At 60.8% G+C, this 17853-nt stretch carries 16 protein-coding genes; 10 read left to right on the top strand and 6 right to left on the bottom strand.

Translation table 11 applies throughout. The features are described from left to right. Window positions 1–205 precede the first annotated feature (205 nt). The 3 genes from LB577_RS19010 to LB577_RS19000 are packed head-to-tail and all read right to left on the bottom strand — an operon-like array spanning window position 206 to window position 2039. Entirely contained in the window at window positions 206–1045 is an 840-nt protein-coding gene (locus LB577_RS19010; RefSeq protein WP_224687868.1) for a hypothetical protein, read from the bottom strand. Then, window positions 1042–1434, bottom strand: coding sequence for a phage holin family protein (locus LB577_RS19005; protein WP_023767847.1), 393 nt, complete (start codon window positions 1432–1434; stop codon window positions 1042–1044). The genes LB577_RS19010 and LB577_RS19005 overlap by 4 nt, the downstream gene beginning before the upstream one ends. Further along, complete coding sequence (locus LB577_RS19000) at window positions 1431–2039, bottom strand: DUF1206 domain-containing protein (RefSeq protein ID WP_023767846.1); 609 nt, start codon at window positions 2037–2039, stop codon at window positions 1431–1433. The genes LB577_RS19005 and LB577_RS19000 overlap by 4 nt, the downstream gene beginning before the upstream one ends. Window positions 2040–2730: 691 nt before the next feature. Between LB577_RS19000 and LB577_RS18995 the strand changes: the two genes are divergently transcribed. Both LB577_RS18995 and LB577_RS18990 read left to right on the top strand, forming a co-directional pair. After that, a complete protein-coding gene (locus LB577_RS18995) occupies window positions 2731–2982 on the top strand; it encodes a hypothetical protein (protein ID WP_224687867.1) in 252 nt (83 codons plus the stop codon). Window positions 2983–3130: 148 nt separating this feature from the next. Continuing rightward, window positions 3131–4753: a M20/M25/M40 family metallo-hydrolase gene (locus tag LB577_RS18990; protein ID WP_224687866.1), complete on the top strand. Its 1623-nt coding sequence runs from the start codon at window positions 3131–3133 to the stop codon at window positions 4751–4753. Window positions 4754–4778: 25 nt separating this feature from the next. Here the strand turns inward: LB577_RS18990 and LB577_RS18985 are convergent, their stop codons facing one another. Further along, on the bottom strand, window positions 4779–5696 hold the full coding sequence (locus LB577_RS18985) for a hypothetical protein (protein WP_224687865.1): 918 nt from the start codon (window positions 5694–5696) through the stop codon (window positions 4779–4781). 501 nt (window positions 5697–6197) lie between these two features. On the opposite strand from LB577_RS18985, the gene LB577_RS18980 reads away from it, so the two are divergent. The 3 genes from LB577_RS18980 to LB577_RS18970 are packed head-to-tail and all read left to right on the top strand — an operon-like array spanning window position 6198 to window position 8932. After that, the gene (locus tag LB577_RS18980) at window positions 6198–7229 is read left to right on the top strand and encodes a glycosyltransferase (protein ID WP_224687864.1); all 1032 of its coding nucleotides are present in this window, start codon (window positions 6198–6200) and stop codon (window positions 7227–7229) included. A gap of 2 nt (window positions 7230–7231) precedes the next feature. Then, a complete protein-coding gene (gene glf / locus LB577_RS18975) occupies window positions 7232–8377 on the top strand; it encodes a UDP-galactopyranose mutase (RefSeq protein WP_224687863.1) in 1146 nt (381 codons plus the stop codon). Between the two features lie 33 nt (window positions 8378–8410). Then, complete coding sequence (locus LB577_RS18970) at window positions 8411–8932, top strand: ferritin-like domain-containing protein (RefSeq protein ID WP_224687862.1); 522 nt, start codon at window positions 8411–8413, stop codon at window positions 8930–8932. Between the two features lie 52 nt (window positions 8933–8984). Here LB577_RS18970 and LB577_RS18965 read toward each other — a convergent pair whose 3' ends face one another. Then, complete coding sequence (locus tag LB577_RS18965; RefSeq protein ID WP_224687861.1) at window positions 8985–10154, bottom strand: beta-glucosidase; 1170 nt, start codon at window positions 10152–10154, stop codon at window positions 8985–8987. Between the two features lie 297 nt (window positions 10155–10451). Here LB577_RS18965 and LB577_RS18960 point away from each other — a divergent pair, with 297 nt between their 5' ends. The 5 genes from LB577_RS18960 to cyoD all read left to right on the top strand — a co-directional run bounded on the left by LB577_RS18960 (window position 10452) and on the right by cyoD (window position 15645). Further along, on the top strand, window positions 10452–11321 hold the full coding sequence (locus tag LB577_RS18960) for an MBL fold metallo-hydrolase (protein WP_224687940.1): 870 nt from the start codon (window positions 10452–10454) through the stop codon (window positions 11319–11321). A 205-nt stretch (window positions 11322–11526) separates the two neighbouring features. After that, window positions 11527–12552, top strand: a complete 1026-nt coding sequence (gene cyoA / locus LB577_RS18955; protein ID WP_224687860.1) for a ubiquinol oxidase subunit II — start codon at window positions 11527–11529, stop codon at window positions 12550–12552. Between the two features lie 2 nt (window positions 12553–12554). Next, entirely contained in the window at window positions 12555–14555 is a 2001-nt protein-coding gene (cyoB, locus tag LB577_RS18950; RefSeq protein ID WP_224687939.1) for a cytochrome o ubiquinol oxidase subunit I, read from the top strand. Then, entirely contained in the window at window positions 14552–15238 is a 687-nt protein-coding gene (locus LB577_RS18945) for a cytochrome (ubi)quinol oxidase subunit III (protein WP_224687859.1), read from the top strand. The genes cyoB and LB577_RS18945 overlap by 4 nt, the downstream gene beginning before the upstream one ends. Then, complete coding sequence (gene cyoD / locus LB577_RS18940) at window positions 15235–15645, top strand: cytochrome o ubiquinol oxidase subunit IV (protein ID WP_224687858.1); 411 nt, start codon at window positions 15235–15237, stop codon at window positions 15643–15645. The genes LB577_RS18945 and cyoD overlap by 4 nt, the downstream gene beginning before the upstream one ends. A gap of 76 nt (window positions 15646–15721) precedes the next feature. Here cyoD and LB577_RS18935 read toward each other — a convergent pair whose 3' ends face one another. Continuing rightward, complete coding sequence (locus LB577_RS18935; RefSeq protein WP_224687857.1) at window positions 15722–17713, bottom strand: AI-2E family transporter; 1992 nt, start codon at window positions 17711–17713, stop codon at window positions 15722–15724. Window positions 17714–17853 lie beyond the last annotated feature (140 nt).

The following is a 17853-nucleotide window of genomic DNA, read 5'->3' as shown; positions in this document are numbered from 1 at the left end:
TTCATGGGCTCGTCGCCGGCGAACACGCCGCTGATCGACTGCACCGTGGCGGTCAGAGCGCAACTAGGATGTCTTGCCCGCCGAGGCTTCGACGTCCGAAAGCTTCTCGCGCACGGACGCGTCCTTCTTGTCGGCCGCAGACTAGACGGGAAAGCGAGTGACGCCGGCGGTCTTGGCCACGACCCCATCGAAAAGCTGCCGTCGTCTAGGATTCTTCCTCCGAAAGGCGCGAAGTCCGCTCGCGCACGGACTGCTCCGTCGCGTCGGCCGCAGACTTGACGATCCCGCCGAGTTGGTCGGCCAATGTGCCTGCGTCCTTGTCCTGCCGGCCAGCTTCGTGCTTGACCGTTTCATAGCCGTCGGCGGCAACCTGTTTGGCCTGCTCAAGGCCCTGGTTGAGCATGTCCTGAGAAGTGTTGCGAAGCTGTTCGCGATAGCCCCCCAGTTGCTCATCCTCCATTGCGGTGTGGGGCAGCATGGCACCTATCGCGGCGCCGATCGCGAGACCGACCGCCGCGACCGCCAAGGGCTGGTCATTCAGTAGCTCCTGAGCCGAGCGGCCGGCCTTCGCAGCCATGTCGCCAGTCGCCGATCCTGCACTCGCCGCGTTGCTCGTCAGCCCCTCGGCGGCGATCGATGCCGCGCTCGATAAGGTGTCGCCGACGCTACTTGCAGCCGAGGAGAGCGACGTGGCAGCGTCGGCGAGCGTACTGCCCGACGCTCCACCATCCGCATCGTCACGACGGCCGGGCGCCATAGCCGCCGCGTAACCGGCCGGGCGTCGGCCGCCGGTTGAAGGACCGCTGCCCAGCATGAGCCAAGCCAGGCCCGCACCTACCATCGTCACGGGCAAGGGATTGTCCCTGACCTGCGTTCTCAGGTTGTCGAGCATGGCCGAACTCTCTCCGCCGGAGAAGATGCCGGTGAATTCGTCCAGCAATTGTCCCGGTGTCATTTTGCCTCGGATGGATTCGGCCGTTTCCACTACCCTGGCGCGCGCGGCCTCCGCCTCGCGTTCAAATTCGGCTGCGGATTTCTCGTTCATCTCACTTGTTCCTTGATCACATTCGCGTCGCGCCTGAGCTGTTCCTGGGTTCGGTCGGGTGTAAGTTCGGAAGGCGCCATGCTTGCCATTCCGGTCCGCAGCAGGATGATGCCAAGAATTGCCACGACCACACCGACCAACAGGGAGGACCACCCGGCGCCCAGCCCTGCCCGTGTCAGAGCGATGACGAGTGCCTGCAGCAGCACCAGTAGGGCCGCGAGCAGGCAGATCGCGCCGCCCAGCACCTCGGCGGCGCCCGATCCCGCTTTGGTAAGCTTTTCGGACAGCTCTGCCCGCAAAAGTCGGGCTTCGGTTTGCACCAGCGTGGTGGCGTGCTGGGCCAGGTCGGTTACCAGGGTCGCGAGGCTGGGATTGTCTTGCGTGTTCATCTGTCTTGCTCCGCATGCTGCGTGGCGACATCATCGCCGATACGGTCGAATCCCCACGAGCCGTCAGCCCGTTCAGCCGGCTGAGCAGTCTGCGAGTTGGCGTCTTCCGAAGCATTCTGAGATGCTTGACGGCTTGCCGGTGGAGAAGCCTTGATGAACCGGCCGAGCGCCAGTCCGGCCAGCACCGATCCAGCAAGGAGGACACCGGGATTTTGTCGGCCAAAAGACTGCATGTCCTCAAGCACCTGTCCGAACGGCTTTTGTTTCAGTGACGAGGAAAGCCGCTCCAGGCCACCGGCGGCGTCCAGCGCAAATTTCGATGCGGTCCTTTCGTCGTTGTTGGCCAGGTGATCGCTGGCCGCGCGCAGTGCGCCGCCCAGTGCCGCCAGGCTCGATCCGACGTCGCGCTGCGCCTCCTCCGCCTTGTCGGAAATGACCTGCGTGGCTTCTGTTGCGTACTCGCCAGCCTTGCTGGTCAGTTCGTCGCGAGCATCGTGAAGCAACTCGTTCGCGCGTTCTTTTTCCTGACGAAGCCTGTCGGAGACATCACGTTTCGCCTGGTCGAAATCAGAGGGTTTACGGCCCTGGCCGTCATCACTTTGCATGGTCACCACCTAGCGAAAACCGAGGAAAGAGAGGACAGCAAGCACGACAACGACAAGGCCGATAAGATAGATAACACTGTTCATGGCACGTTCCTCCTTGGCTGCCCAACTTCGAGAAACGTTGGATGTTCCATGAACGAAAGGTTTTGCGATCGAGCCGTGGTGCGTGTGCTTTGTCAGCAAAACATGTCAGGAATGGCCTGCCCGGCCCTGGCGTGTTCGATGCCATTGTTCGACATTCGACAGGGATGCAACGATATGCCGGGCTGGGGTAATCAGCGATGGCCGTCGCCGGGCGCCAAACCAGCAGCGCGACCTCTGCCGCTATCCCTGTTTCAACAGCCTAACGCGCCGGAGAGCCTGGCTGTTGCCTTCTGTCGGCAGGAAGAGGGACCACATTATCTTGCCTGCCCCAGCGTCTCCGACCGGATTTGGTCCGGCCTGCTCAAAGCCGGCGCCATTATATGATTGCAGGTCTGCGACGCCAGCTGCCTTCAAGGCGGCGCGCACCTGAAACAGCCGGATGAGTTCCGGTCGCAACCCGTCGCTTCTCCGGGCGGCGATCGCATGCAGTGACATGAAATTGTACATCTAACTGGCCTTCCACTGCAAAGCGGGCGATCAGCTCCTTCGTCCAGCGACCGCCTTCGCTCGTCTTGCGGCCTCGAAATCAATGGATACGGATACGGCTATGTTGCCGCTGCCATCGCGAACCCGCACCGCCCAACCGTTCCGAGCGGCCGCGATGCCGAACAGCGCACTGGACCATCATCTGCCGAGCGACCAGCGCGGCTTCAGCGAGCGGCAGTTGCCGGTCGGACAAGACAGTGGTGGTGGCGATCTTTTGGCCGCCTTCGCCGAGAAACTCGACCACGATATTCTCCGGCCCGATATGTACGGCTGTATCGAGCACCTGCATCTTCGCCTCATCGTTTGCGTGTGATCAAAACAAAAGCTGCCCCGGGTCCGAAAGTTCCTCCGAGCAGGAATGTTTCCGCGGGGGATTTTCCTGGAACACACCGAACCGTGCTTGAGAGATGGCGCTTGCCCAAGATACTGTTCACCGCGCCAACCCGAATGTCAGGACGATAATGATCCAAAGGTTTCCCGTGACGCTGTCCAGCCACGCGCGGCGCTGGGCCGTTGAACTCACCGAACAGAAAAGCGTCACCGGGACGGACGGCGAGGCCGCTTTCGGCCCGTGGTTGGCGGGCGAACTGCGACGGGAGACAGCATTCCGGAACGCCGAGGTGTGGACGATCGAGATCGGACCTCGGGACGGCCGTCACTGCGTGGCGATGCTGCTTCGCGGCACAGGACGCTCAACGGTGCTTTTGACAGGTCACTACGACACCGTTGGAACCAGCGACTATAGGCACTTGGAGCATCTGGCCACTCGGCCAGAGGCCCTGACACGAGCACTTCGCGATTCCCTCGTCGCAGCCGAGGCTCCAGCCGCCAGATTGGCCCATCGCGATCTCGCGGGCGGCGATTTCCTGGCCGGACGTGGCCTTCTCGACATGAAGGCCGGCCTTGCGGCGGGCCTATCCGTATGCGCCGATTTCGCCGGAGAGGCGAAGCCGTCTGGAAACCTGCTTTTTATCGCCGTGCCGGACGAGGAGAACAATTCCGCCGGTGCCCGCAAGGCGGCACGGATGCTGCCCGAAATCTGCGAAGAGCGCGACCTCGATCTGATCGCGGCAATCAATCTCGACGCGATCGCTGATGACGGCGACGGCAGCAAGGGACGCGTGATCGCCCTGGGAACAGTGGGCAAGCTGCTTCCCACCGCCTTTGTCGTTGGCGTTCCCACACATAGCGGTTTTCCCCTGAATGGCCTCAACGCGGCGGCCATCGCCGCCGCAATCGCTGCTCGGCTGGAATGGGCGCCCGAACTCACCGAAGAGGGTGGATCGGCACCAGGCACGCCGCCCAGCCTCCTTGGGATACGGGACGGAAAGACCGGATACGATGTCACCACGCCGCGGGTGGCCTATGCCAGCTTCAATGTGCTGAGCTATCGCCGGACACCCACTGAGATGCTCGACCGGTTCGACAAATTATGCGCCGAAGCGGCCTCGCGCCTTCTCCAGGAACTGCAGAGCCGCGTCAGTGCAACGACAGGCCAGGTCGACACGGCAAGGTCTGTTCCGGTCCACCGGTACGAGACTTTGATAGAGCGTCTGGGCCAGCCGGAGCGGGCGCAACTCGAAGCTGTTGCCGCCTCGATTGCTGCCGGCGATCTCGCGCTGCCTGAGAAATGCCGATTGATAACGGAGCAGGCTTGGGAACTCAGCCGGTTGACGGGGCCGGCCATCGTTACAGGCTTCGGGTCAATCCCTTATCTGCCGACGAACCTTTCCGAACTGCCGGCCGCCGCCCGGTTGCGAGCCGCCGCCGTCACCGTCGCCGCCGAGGCGATGGCGCGCCACGGCAGCGCGGTCGGTTGCACGGACTATTTCGCCGGCATCTCCGACATGAGCTTCCTTGGCGAAGCCGAGGAATCCTCTCTCGACATCGTTGCCCGCAACACGCCGGCCTGGAAGGACAGCGTGCGATGGCCACCGCGGCGAGCCCTGGCCAACATTCCGACGATCAATATCGGTCCCTGGGGACGAGACTATCACACGCCGCTCGAGCGACTGCATGTCGGGTATGCGTTCGAGGTCCTGCCACAGCTCGTTCGCGACATTTGCCGCAAGCTCCTTGGATAGGACGCGGCGTGCAGAATGGCAGTGATCATGCAACCTTTGAAAACAGAGCGACGTCGCATCTGGCCAAGCCGTAACGCCACCGGTGATCGGTTGCGGCAACCCGGCTCTGGTAGAACAGTGAAAGCTGGCTGCCTTCGATCATCACCGTCGAGTGACCATTCTCTCCCGGCTGCCCCGGTTCGAGCACCGGGCCGATGGAGACGTAGGGTCCGCTGACCTCGTCCGCGATGGCAAAAAACACCCGTTGCCGGTTCCCCCGAAGGCCATTCGGAAGAAAGCAAGTTGCGTTGAGCAGCACTCGGCCATCCGGCAACTCGACCAATTGTGCGCCTTCTATGCCCCATTCGTAATCTGGATCCTCTCTCGTATTGTGATGAGGAACATCGTTGTGGTCGAGGATCTTGCCGATCCGCTTCCAGGGACCGAACCAGGAATCGGACTGGCTGCGCGCCAGATAGATGTCGGGCTGAGGCACCCTGGTGAATTTCGGCATGGCCGAATAGGCGAGGTAGCGCTTGCCGCCAATGACCGCTGGATGCGGATCGTAGATACCATCCTCCTCCGTGTCCGGGATGGCAAGGATGGCCGGGCTGAGAACCACCCAATGGAACCCGTCGTTGGAAATCGCGTGCTCGCAACGGCCACCAGACTTCATGAACTCGGTCTGAATAAACATGTGGAACACCCCGCTTTCGTGGATCACACCGGGAGCCGCGACACCAGTGCCGTTGATCGGAAGTTCGATCGGCTCATGCTCGGTCCACGGGCCATAGAGGTCGGGCGCCGTGGCATGCAGGATTCTCCACGTCTCGGTCGTGACCGTGCCGCTTGAACCGAAGACGTGCCACACACTGCCATCGAAGACAGGGCACGGGTCCTTGAGATCATCCACGCTTTGCGGATGAAACAGCGGGAAAACGTTGGTTTCAAAATCGATCTTCATGTCAGCCCCGGAATTCGCCCTAGCACTCGGACCCGCGCAGCGATGAAGGCGAATCAATTTGATGTCTCGCGCACTTTATAACCAACGAGTTCAGCGCAAATGCGGCAATGCCGCTCTCCACCGCATTCCTCTGGTCGACCGCGCTTTCAATGGCAAGCAAGCGCCGACAGCCATTCCCGACGCGGCAGTTTGAGCTTCGCGCTCGTCGACCAACGGATGGGCTGAGCCTCTCCATTTCACCTTGGAACAACTCACCCGATCGAAAGTTAGAAGCTTGAATCGAAGTTTAGTTCTCCTTCACCCGCGATTAACAAATGTTAGTCGTAAAATAAATTAGCGTCTATAAAAAGGAATATGTCAATGGAAGCAGCCTTGGGCAGGGTGGCCAGAAGTAAATACCCCCGTCGCGAAAATCTATTGGTTTGCTTCTCACACCTTCGATGGAATTTTGTTCATCAACGCCCACAGCATATTCTCACTCTCGCGTCCAAGCAGCAGCGAGTGGTCTACTTTGAAGAACCTGTTTTCGAAGACCTGACACATCCGCTTATGCGGACGAGCGAGGCGTCGTCAAACATTCTGATTGTGACACCGGTGCTCCCGCTCGGCACGTCGCCCACGAAAGCAGATGCCGTCCAGCGGAGATTTGTTCAGCAGGCAATCGCTGCCATGCCGCATAGTCGCTTGATCGCTTGGTACTACACCCCGATGGCTCTTCGCTTCACGGAGTATCTCGACGCAGACATATGCGTCTATGACTGCATGGACGAACTCTCCGCGTTCAAGAATGCTCCGCCAGAACTGGGGCAGATGGAAAAGGCCCTTCTGCGCCGCGCCGATCTCGTCTTCACCGGCGGCCTGAGCCTGTTCGAGACCAAGCGCCGCTTGCATCATGAGATCTACCCCTTCCCCAGCAGCATCGATGTGCAGCACTTCCACAGGGCGAGGAAGCCGGGAAAGGACCCAGCCGATCAGGCCGACATTCCCCACCCGAGGGTGGGATATTTCGGCGTCATCGACGAGAGACTGGACGTTCGTCTCGTGGTGCTGGCGGCAAAGACCATGCCCGACGTCCATTTCGTGATGCTCGGCCCCGTGGTCAAGATTGATCCTTCAAGCCTGCCGCAAGCCGAAAATCTGCACTGGTTGGGTGCGAAGCCCTATTGCGAGCTACCCGACTATTTGCGCCATTGGGATGCCGGGTGGATGCCGTTTGCGCTCAACGAAGCGACCCGTTTCATCAGCCCGACCAAGACGCCGGAGTTCCTGGCTGCGGGCCTGCCGGTCGTCTCGACGGCAATCGTGGATGTGGTGCGCAGCTACGGTGCCGCCGGCCTGGTGGAAATCGCCGACAGTGACGATCTGGAAATCAAGCTGCGCTCCGTTCTTTCGCGACCGCATCAAACCCTCTGGCCGCGAGTCGACGCCTATCTCGCGAACATCTCCTGGGAGAAAACATGGAATGCCATGGCAGCTCACATTGAGCGTGCCCATCAAGGCAAGAAGGTCGTCCCCCTTCGCAGGAGCGCATAGCCATGTTCGACTGGCTGATCGTCGGCGCAGGGTTTGCCGGCAGCGTGCTTGCCGAAAGGATAGCTTCGCAACGTCATGAGAGCGTGCTCGTGGTCGACCGCCGCGGCCATATCGGCGGCAACGCCTATGATTGCTACAATGAAGCCGGCATCCTCATCCATCGCTACGGGCCGCATATCTTCCACACCAACAGCCAAGCGATCGTGGAGTACCTGTCGCAGTTCACCGAATGGCGGCCGTACGAGCATAGGGTGCTGGCGGCGGTGGACGGGAAACTGGTTCCCATCCCGATCAATCTCGACACGATCAACCGCCTTTATGGGCTCAACCTAACCTCGACGCAGCTGGAAGATTTCTTTGCGTCACGACGCGAGACGGTAGAGGACGTTCGCACGGCCGAGGACGTCGTCGTCAGCACCGTGGGACGAGAGCTCTATGAGAAGTTCTTCCGTGGCTACACAAGGAAGCAATGGGGCGTCGATCCCAGTCAATTGAGCAAATCGGTGACAGCACGAGTGCCGACCCGAACCAATCGCGACGATCGCTATTTCAACGACAGCTTCCAAAAAATGCCGGCTGGCGGGTACACACGGATGTTCGAACGCATGCTCGATCATCCGAATATCAAGATCCTGCTCCAGACCGATTTCCGCGAAATTCGTGAGAAGATACCATTCAGGCGCCTGGTTTATACCGGCCCGATCGATGAATATTTCGGCTGGCAGCTTGGGCACCTTCCCTATCGCTCGCTTCGTTTCGAGCACGTTACGCTGGACCGCGAACAGTTTCAGCCGGTCGCCGTCGTCAATTATCCCCAGACGGAAGATTACACACGCATCACGGAATACAAACATCTTACCGGCCAGCAGAGCTCGCGGACCAGCCTGACCTACGAATATCCCACCGACATCGGGGATCCATACTATCCGGTGCCGCGGGCCGAAAACGAAGCGCTCTACAAGCGCTATGAAGCGCTCTCCGCAACCTGTCCCGACGTGTGGTTTGTCGGTCGCCTGGCAACATACCGCTATTACAACATGGACCAGGTGGTCGGGCAGGCCTTGGCTACTTTCTCCCGCATCCAGAAGAGCGTCCCGGGTCCGCCATTGGCGGAGTTGGCGGTAAGCTCCCCCGCATACAGGACCTAAGCTCGGGGGCGCAAAATCAAAAGGAGAACTACGATGGACACAAACTTCGATTCAGAAAGCCGTGAGATATTCGTTGTTGGTTTGCGCAACGCCCACGCCATGGAAAACCAGGCGCTATCGATAATGAAACCCCAAGTCGAGCGTATCGAGAATTATCCAGAGGTGGCCGATCGTTTGCGTCGGCACATTCAGGAAACCGAAGGCCAGATCACGCGACTTGAGGCCGTCCTGGACGGTCTCGACGAGGAGCACTCCACTCTCAAGGATACGGCGTTGTCGATGGTTGGCACCATGGCTGCCATGGGGCATTCCATGGCCGGCGACGAGATCATCAAGAACAGCCTGGCGAATTTCGCATTCGAAAACTACGAGATCGCCGCTTACAATTCGCTGTTGGTGCTGGCCGAGGCCGGTGGTTTTCAGGACGCCGAAAGGGTTCTCAAGCAGAATCTGAGCGAAGAGGAAGCCATGGCCAATTGGCTGAAGGAAAACCTGAGCGACGTCACCTTGCGCTATGCCAAGTTGCGCGAGGCCGGGGAGACCGCAAAGAGCTGATCCATAAGGGCGCGGGCGTTCATGACAGACGCCCTGCCCCGGACCACACCCGTCAGCCCGTCCGTTCCGCGGTGAACAGATTTCGCTGACGGACCAGTTCGTCCGCGATGGGCTGACGGAGGCGTCGCATGCCATCCGCTTGAATGACAGAAAACAGCCCTACCTCCGCATGTCGCGAATTGTCCCAGCCGGGGTAGGCTGTTATCGGGTACAGGCAAATGCCCTCGATCGGCGCTTCCGAACTCATGGCGGCGCGCACCTCGTCGCAGACATAGTGGAGCCAAGCCGGCCCGCCGGATCCCTCGGAACCGGTCTCGGCGATGAACATCGGCTTACCGTACCGACGAGCGACTTCGAGCAACATTTCCGACAAAGCGCGGTACTCATGATGTCCCATCGGTATCGTCGGCCCGTTCAGGTACCATTGATTGTGCGGGTAAAAATTCAGGCCCACGACATCGACAACATCTTCGCTCCCACCCAACTCGGGTTCGACGCGGCCCAGCAACATGTCGTAAGCTTCGAACTGCCCCTGACGGGCGTTTTCGGCCCGACGCCGTTCGCCGCGGGTTCCGTCGCGAGGAGCGATATGGATAAGCGGCTCGGCCCAGACAAATCTGCAGGCGGGGTCGATCTCGCGCATTGCACGCACGCCCGCGATGGCAGCCTTCACGAGATGCCGCTTGAACCATCCCCGTTTTTCCGGCCCCACGCGCGGGAAGTAACCGACCTCGACAGCCCATGCGAAAAAGGAGATCTCGTTGATCGGGCAAAACAGAGGCGATGTTCCGGCGATCGTACGGTGCACTCTCACGGCTTCCGCCGCGAACGAGGCATAGGCATCGATGAAATCCAGCGATCCCTGGTCGACATGGTCTGGAGATCCGTAGTGGAAGATGTCCCAGATGACCTGGACACCTGCCGACCGGGCGGCCTCGACCATCGGTGCCCAACTTGACCAGTCATAGGTCCCGGGAGCGGTTTCGATCAAATGCCACCGCAGCCCGTCGCGAATGGTGCGAAGGCCGAGTTCGGCGCAGCCGCGATAGTCGCCTAGGGCATGCAAATTATGCGAGGTCGCGCGGATAAGGTCGAGGCGAACGCCGTCCTTGCGTCGGTGCGAGGAGCACTCAAAGCCCGCCATGAAAAAACTGGCGAACCGCGAAACTTCCGTATCCGAAGCCTCCGCCTGGTGCTCGTGCCTGCGTCCCATATCGCTCATTCGAAGTCTCCTTCGGCCAGTCGGCTTCAACCGCCTTGCTCGGACCGGGACCGCGTGGCGAAATACTGCGCATCCAACTGGGCGCGTTCTTCGTTGCTCAGTCCGGCATACCCTCATCCCCTCGCCCTTGCCTGACCGGGTAATGCCGAACCGATTGGTCAAGGCTTTGTTCCTGTGGTGATGCCGGGAGCTGGGTTGCGAATGAGGAACAAGCAGGCCCGCGCCAAGTTCGGGCGATGTACACGGCCGCCGATCAACCCGAGCGGCTGCTCGGCAACAACAGAGGCACGGGATCACATGACCGTTCAGATTCAACTTTCCGAGATCGACCACGCCAGACGCGAGGATCGTGGCGATGGCGCTTGGAGCATCGCACCGGATTTGGGCTATTTGCGGCTGGCAATCGTCAACGTCGTGTTCTTCGGCGCGCCAGGCGGCGGTGATCGGAACTGGGTGCTGATCGACACGGGGTTGCCGACGTCACGCAGCAGCATTCTCGCGGTCGCGGAAAAGCGGTTTGGCACGAACACACGGCCAGCCGCAATTATCCTGACCCACGGCCATTTCGACCATGTGGGGCCGGTTCTGGACCTTGCCAACAAGTGGGACGTGCCTGTCTTCGCGCACCCGCTTGAGCGTCCTCACTTGGACGGGACAACATCCTATCCGCCGCCGGATCCGTGGGTCGGGGGTGGACTGATGGCCCTGCTTTCACCGCTTTTTCCACGCGGGCCGATCGATCTTGGCAGCCGTTTGGAGATCTTGCCGGGCGACGGATCGATCCCCGGAATGCCCGGATGGCAATGGCTGCATACACCCGGGCACGCTCCTGGGCACATCTCGCTCTGGCGCGAGGAAGACGGCTCGCTGATCGTGGGGGACGCGTTCATCACCACCGGCCAGGAGTCCGTCTATGAGGTTGCTGTCCAGGATCTCGAGATGCATGGCCCGCCGCGCTACTTCACGCCGGACTGGGAAGCGGCAGAAAGATCCGTTAAGCAACTGGCTGCGCTAAAGCCGCGGATGGTCATCAGTGGACACGGCGCGGCTGCTGCGGGAGCGGGCATGCGTCAAGCTCTCGACAGCCTGGCGGAGCGGTTCAGGGAGTTCGCCGTCCCGCCCAAACTGAAATTCGTGCGCGAGCCAGCGACGGTCCCAAATAGTTGAGTTCGGTCTGTACGAACGGCAGTAGTCCGCGGCTGCTCCGATAATCCAGCGCGGGGCGAAATCGACGGGATCCAGAACCCCACACTGCGACCGCGACCGACAACGATGCGCAGGCGCGTCGGGAACAAACCAAGGCGGCGCCAGTTAGGACGTCCGTTCGCGGCGGCGAAGTGCATCGAAGTTCTGCGTCAAGGTAAGCCTTCAGATGGAAAACGCGATGAACGCGTGCCCTTATGACGCGTCCTCTCCAGGGTTCAAGGCGAAGCCGGTGTTGTTGCCATCCAGCGCCAAGTTGGCGAACGCACTGCTCTGGATCCCGGCAATCGCAGTCTTGCCCGGTTGCGCGGGCGGTGTGCTCGACCCGCAAGGGCCCATTGGCTGGGGCAACCGCACGATCCTGTTGAACTCGCTGGCGGTGATGCTGGTGATCGTTGTTCCGACGGTTGTTGCGCTCCTAGCCTTCGCATGGAAATTCCGCGCCTCGAACAGCAACGCCCGCTATGATCCGGAGTTCACCTATTCGGGGCGCATCGAGTTGATCGTCTGGTCGATCCCGACGCTCACCATCCTCTTTCTTGGCGGGCTGATCTACTACGGATCGTACCAGCTTGATCCGCGCAAACCGATCCCTTCCGCGCAGCCACCGCTCGACATTGAAGTGGTGGCGCTCGACTGGAAATGGCTGTTTCTCTATCCCGAGCAGGGTGTGGGCGCGGTCAACCAACTGGTCATCCCGGCCGGCGTTCCGGTGCGTTTCAAGCTGACCTCAGGCAGCGTGATGAACACGTTCTTCGTGCCCCAGCTTGGCAGCATGATTTACGTTATGAACGGCATGCAGACCGAATTGCATCTGCAGGCCGACCGCGAAGGCAGCTATTTCGGTCAGTCGGCGCACTTCAGCGGCGACGGCTTCTCGGATATGAACTTCAAGGTGAGCGCGGTTTCAGCTGATGCCTTTGCCCGCTGGGCCTCGTCGCTGCGCGGCGGCGGCGGCGTGCTCAACGCCAATGCGTATCGCGAGCTCGCCCGGCAAAGCACAAACGTGCCGCCGGCCGCGTTCGGCCATGTGCAGCCTGGGCTGTTCGACGCAGTTGTTCAGCAGACACTGCCGCCCGGTCCGGGACCTTCTGAAAGCGCGTCCAGCGGCGAGCCACAGGTGAGGCCAAAGGCAAGCCCCGCGGCGGCGGCGCCACCGATGGCGCATAGTCCACAGGCAGAAGCGGCAGAATGACGATGCTGGGCAAGCTCGATTGGTCGGCCATTCCTTTTGATCAACCCATCCCGCTCGGTGCAGCGCTCGGCGTCTTTCTGGCAGCAGCCGCCGTGCTTGGCTGGATTACGGTGAAGGGCTATTGGCCCTATTTGTGGAGCGAGTGGATAACCTCTGTCGACCACAAGCGCATCGGCGTGATGTACATTGTGCTGGCGATGCTCATGCTTCTGCGTGGCTTCGTCGATGCCATCATGATGCGCACACAACAGATGCTGGCGATCCACGGACCGGGCTACCTGCCGCCGGAGCATTACGACCAGATCTTTTCCGCACACGGCACGATCATGATCTTCTTCGCGGCGATGCCTTTCATGGTCGGCCTGATGAATTTCGCTGTACCGCTGCAGCTTGGCATACGCGATGTCGCTTTTCCGACGCTCAATTCCGTCAGCTTCTGGTTGACGGCTTCCGGAGCCCTGCTGGTCAACATCTCGCTTGTCGTCGGCGAATTCGCGCGCACCGGCTGGCTGCCCTATGCTCCGTTGTCGGAAATCACCTACTCACCGGGTGTCGGTGTCGATTACTATCTGTGGTCGATCCAGATCTCCGGTGTCGGAACGCTGCTTACCGGCGTCAACCTGGTGACGACTATCCTCAAGATGCGCGCGCCCGGAATGGGTTATCTGCGAATGCCGATGTTCTGCTGGACCTCGCTCGCATCCAACCTGCTTATTGTCGCGGCCTTCCCGATCCTCACCGCCACGCTGGCGATGCTGACGCTGGACCGCTATCTCGGCTTCCATTTCTTTACCAATGAAGCCGGCGGAAATCAGATGATGTTCGTCAACCTGATCTGGGCCTGGGGCCATCCCGAAGTATACATTCTGGTGCTTCCCGCCTTCGGCATCTATTCCGAGATCTTCTCGACTTTCTCGTCAAAGCCGCTGTTCGGATACCGTTCGATGGTTGCGGCCACGATGTTCATCTGCATCGTATCCTTCATGGTTTGGCTGCACCATTTCTTCACCATGGGCGCCGGAGCGGACGTCAATGCAGCCTTCGGTATTGCCACGTCGGTCATCGCCGTCGGCACCGGCGTGAAGATCTACAACTGGCTCTTCACCATGTATGGCGGGCGCGTTCGCTTCGACACGCCGATGCTTTGGGCGCTCGCTTTCGTGACCACCTTTACTGTCGGGGGCATGACTGGCGTTCTGCTTGCCGTCCCGCCGGCCGACTTCGTGCTGCACAATTCACTTTTCCTCGTCGCACATTTCCACAACGTCATCATTTCGGGCGTGTTGTTCGGCGCGTTCGCCGGCTTCACCTACTGGTTTCCCAAGGCGTTCGGCTTCCGCTTGCACGAAGGCTGGGGAAAGGCGGCATTTTGGGTCACCTTGGCCGGCTACATGCTGGTCTTCGTACCACTCTATATCGTCGGTCTGCTCGGCATGACGCGGCGCCTGCAACATATCGACATGGATCTTTGGGCGCCATGGCTGGTGGTGGCCGCATTCGGCGTGCTGGTGATGATCGCCGGCGCCGCACTGCAGATCGCACAGCTTCTCGTCTCGATCCGGCATCGCGACGAACTCCGCGATCAGACCGGCGACCCGTGGGATGGGCGTTCGCTGGAATGGTCGACATCGTCGCCTCCCCCCGTCTTCAACTATGCGCGGCTGCCTCACGTCGAGGACGAAGAGCCCTACTGGCGCATCAAGCAACGAGGGATCGAGCAGAACGCAGCCGAGGAAAAGGAATACGAGCCTATCGAGATGCCGCGCAACAGCCCGACAGGCTTCGTCACCGCCTTCTTTAGCACGCTGATCGGTTTCGCGCTGATCTGGCACATATGGTGGCTAGCGATCGTCGGCTTCATCGGCGCCTACATCACCTTCGTCGTCTTCGCCTGGCGCGATCATGGGGACTACGAGATCGCCGCCGACGAGGTCGCGCGCATCGACCATGACCGCGAGGCCGCGCAGTCGGCCTGGCTGCGGCGCTGGGAGCGGCCGGTATGAGCAATCACGCATTCTCCAGCGTCATCACCGCCGGCACCCGGACACGCGACCCCTACCGGCTTGATCGCGCCGATCGGCATGGCGCGCGATCCGCGACAGGCCACGGAGAGGGTGGCCCAGCCTCCAAGTTCGTCACCGTGGCCTACGGGTTTTGGATCTTTCTCCTGTCGGACATCATCATATTCTCAGCCTTCTTCGCCGCCTATGCCGTCCTCGCCAAGGCGACCGCCGGCGGACCCACCGGCAAGGAATTGTTCGAGCCCACCCGCGTTGCCGTGCAGACGGGTCTCCTGCTCACGTCGAGCTTCACCGGTGGCCTGGCAACGCTCGCGACCCACCGCAGATCGATGGCTGCCACGCAGTTTTGGCTTCTCGTCACCGGGTTGCTCGGGGCAGCCTTCCTGTTCCTGGAGGTGCAGGAGTTCGCGGCAATGATCGGCGAGCAGGCAGGCCCCTCGCGCAGCGCATTTCTTTCAGCCTTCTTCGCGCTCGTAGGCTGCCACGGGACCCACGTCGGACTTGGCCTTCTCTGGCTAGGCACAATGATGGCGCAGCTGTGGGTAAAGGGCTTTCGGCCGGACACTTTGCGACGGCTCCATTGCTTCGGCCTTTTCTGGCACGCACTCGACATCATCTGGGTTGCCATCTTCACCCTGGTCTATCTGCTGGGAGTATCGCCATGACCGAGACTGAGAGCAGGCCCGGCGAAGTACAGGACCGCCGCGATTCAGCACCGGGCGAGGAACGCATCACAGAGCACGAAATGGCTGGGGGGCTTTTAGGCTACCTGCTCGGCTTCGGCCTCGCCATCCTGCTGACGATTGCCTCATTCATGGCGGCGCAAACGAACCTGATATACCAGCCGGCGGTGATCTCGGCCCTGGTGGTGCTCGCGGTCGCGCAGATGGGTGTGCATCTCGTCTTCTTTCTGCACCTGACCACCGGACCGGACAACACCAACAACATCCTGGCCCTCGCCTTCGGCGTGCTGATCGTGGCGCTAGTGGTTCTGGGCTCGGTCTGGATCATGGCCCACCTGAATGAGAACATGGCTGCCATGACGGCCCATCAAGCCGGAACGATGCCTTGAGCGAGCAGCACCCCCGCGCGAGCACCGGAGCTCATCTACCGGGATTCAACAGGCCAAACGAGCGCTCTCTTCCAGCTCATTTGGCCGACACAAGGGTCTCTTTCCTGCGCGCCGGTGACTTGCGGCGAACGCGCCGCTTGACAACGGTGCTCAGCGCAACCGGCGGATCTCTCGATAGCGCCCCTGTCACCGCGCTCACCATGTCGAGCGCGACGAAGTCCGCATTGATGGCGTTGGCTAATTTACCGGTCGTCTCTCCATGGTTCTCGCCGTTTCCTCCCCAGAACACAACGCCCACCCGTATCGCTGGATTGATGCGTTTTAGGCGCCGCACCATAAACCGCGCATGTTTGACGGAGTTGCGGTTCAAGAACCCGATCACGACAGTGTTCAGCCCATCCAGCTGCAGCCGGCGAATGCTAGCCGGAAGCAGCTCTGCAAAACTGGCCTTTGACGTGACCGCGCCTTGGGTCAGCAACACCTGCCCTAGCATCGCCGCCGCCGCGTCGTCGAGTTCGCCGCGTCCGCCGGCACAAACTACGGCCAGGCCGGTACCGTCCGGGAGATCGATGTCCTGTCCCGCTTCCGCATCGATTGCCTTCTCCTTGTCCGAACCAGACGCATCACCGGCGGCGAGATCGTCCTCCTCCGCTTCCTCCTGAGCGCTGTCGTCAAGATTCGCCACCAATATCTGGGCGCTGGCAGCCAGCTGCCGCAGTTGGTGATCATCCATCACGCCCCTGACGCGGTCTTGTTCTCCGAGCAGCAGGGCGGGAACCGCGACCTTGCCGTAGAACTCGAACAGATATTGTTCCTCTAGAATTTCCTCGGCGTGGTCCGTGGCTTCATCTGGATCGCCGGCCAGCAGCCGCTGATACAGCCGGGCATGTGGCTCGAGCACCGGTTCGTTGCCAAACAGAACGTCAAGGAACTCGAACTGCGCCACATGCCTGCCCAGTACAACGAGACAGACCGTGAGCGGAGTAGACAAAACCAGGCCAAGAGGTCCCCACAGCCACGTCCAGAAAATCGCGGCGACAATGACGGCCAAGGGAGAGAGCCCTGTGCGGGATCCGTAGAGCCAGGGTTCGATGATGTTGCCAGTGATAATTTCCATGATCACGAACAGCGCGGCTGTCCATAGTACGAGCGACCATCCGGGAGCCACGGCCAGAGCAAGGAACAAGGGCAGCAGTGCACCGATGATAGGACCAATATAGGGAACGAAGCGCAGCGCTAATGCCAGCAACCCCCACAGGAGTGCATTGGGGATCCCAAGGACCCATAACCCGATCGAGATGGGAACGGCATACAAGATGTTCACGACCAGTTGCATGAGCAGATAGCGGCCGAGCCGCTTGCCGGCGTCCTGTAGCGCTTCGGTGGTTCTGTGAAGGTCGCCGTAGCCGACCAACCTTATGAACCGATCGCGAAGATCCTCGCGCTCAAGTAGCATGAAAATAACGACGACGATTATGAGGCCCGCCGACGCCAGCGGACTGACAAGCGGGGCGATCAGTTTTTGCAGGATCTCGAGCGGCCTTTCGCGCGATACGATCTCAACGGGTACCGGCTCGCGTTGAGGCTGGCTGGCCGCTGGCTGCGAGGGCTCCTGCTTGTTGATCTCCTGGCCGACGCGCTCGATCACCCCGCTCAACCTGGCGATGATGCCGCCGCCGACGCCGGTTTCTTTAAGGGACCTGACCTTGGTCAGGATATTCGCTTGGTAAAGCGAAACATTCTGTGCCAGCTCGCCGACTTGCGTAACGACGACGAAGGAGAACAGGGCGAGCGCCGCGAAGGTGCCAAGCACGCTGGAGATGACGGCCGCAAGGCGGGGAATGCCGATCCGTCTGAGCGCGGAAACCACCGGCGCAAGCGCGAAGGTCAGCAGAAGCGCGATGGCGATGGGAAGGAACACCTCGCGACCGAAATACAAGGCGGCAACGACTGTCACGACAGTCGCCACCGTGGGCAAAGCAGTGCGCGGGTGTGCCGTGATCCCTGTGTTGATGTCCCTCAACAGAGGAACAGAGGGTTGCGCGCCGTTTAGCCGACTTGTCGCCATCCAATTCTCCTGCCCAACTTCGCATGATCAGACATATTCAGGCGGAGCGCAACTTGTGCTGCCAGCTTGAGGGGAGTTCCGCTGGAGCCGGTAATCCGAGCAAATGCCCCATGCGCGGCGCCGTCGCAAGGCGCCTTGGA

Origin of the sequence: Mesorhizobium sp. B283B1A, from assembly GCF_020165735.1 — a bacterium.
In the GTDB taxonomy this organism is placed as follows: Bacteria; Pseudomonadota; Alphaproteobacteria; order Rhizobiales; family Rhizobiaceae; genus Mesorhizobium; species Mesorhizobium opportunistum.
This window is presented reverse-complemented; position numbering and strand designations above follow the sequence as displayed.

Coding starts and splice junctions, on each gene's coding strand:
- LB577_RS19010 (WP_224687868.1), bottom strand. CDS start 1,045: ATGAACGAGAAATCCGCAGCCGAATTTGAACGCGAGGCGGAGGCCGCG.
- LB577_RS19005 (WP_023767847.1), bottom strand. CDS start 1,434: ATGAACACGCAAGACAATCCCAGCCTCGCGACCCTGGTAACCGACCTG.
- LB577_RS19000 (WP_023767846.1), bottom strand. CDS start 2,039: ATGCAAAGTGATGACGGCCAGGGCCGTAAACCCTCTGATTTCGACCAG.
- LB577_RS18995 (WP_224687867.1), top strand. CDS start 2,731: ATGTTGCCGCTGCCATCGCGAACCCGCACCGCCCAACCGTTCCGAGCG.
- LB577_RS18990 (WP_224687866.1), top strand. CDS start 3,131: ATGATCCAAAGGTTTCCCGTGACGCTGTCCAGCCACGCGCGGCGCTGG.
- LB577_RS18985 (WP_224687865.1), bottom strand. CDS start 5,696: ATGAAGATCGATTTTGAAACCAACGTTTTCCCGCTGTTTCATCCGCAA.
- glf (WP_224687863.1), top strand. CDS start 7,232: ATGTTCGACTGGCTGATCGTCGGCGCAGGGTTTGCCGGCAGCGTGCTT.
- LB577_RS18970 (WP_224687862.1), top strand. CDS start 8,411: ATGGACACAAACTTCGATTCAGAAAGCCGTGAGATATTCGTTGTTGGT.
- LB577_RS18965 (WP_224687861.1), bottom strand. CDS start 10,154: ATGAGCGATATGGGACGCAGGCACGAGCACCAGGCGGAGGCTTCGGAT.
- LB577_RS18960 (WP_224687940.1), top strand. CDS start 10,452: ATGACCGTTCAGATTCAACTTTCCGAGATCGACCACGCCAGACGCGAG.
- cyoA (WP_224687860.1), top strand. CDS start 11,527: ATGGAAAACGCGATGAACGCGTGCCCTTATGACGCGTCCTCTCCAGGG.
- cyoB (WP_224687939.1), top strand. CDS start 12,555: ATGCTGGGCAAGCTCGATTGGTCGGCCATTCCTTTTGATCAACCCATC.
- LB577_RS18945 (WP_224687859.1), top strand. CDS start 14,552: ATGAGCAATCACGCATTCTCCAGCGTCATCACCGCCGGCACCCGGACA.
- cyoD (WP_224687858.1), top strand. CDS start 15,235: ATGACCGAGACTGAGAGCAGGCCCGGCGAAGTACAGGACCGCCGCGAT.
- LB577_RS18935 (WP_224687857.1), bottom strand. CDS start 17,713: ATGGCGACAAGTCGGCTAAACGGCGCGCAACCCTCTGTTCCTCTGTTG.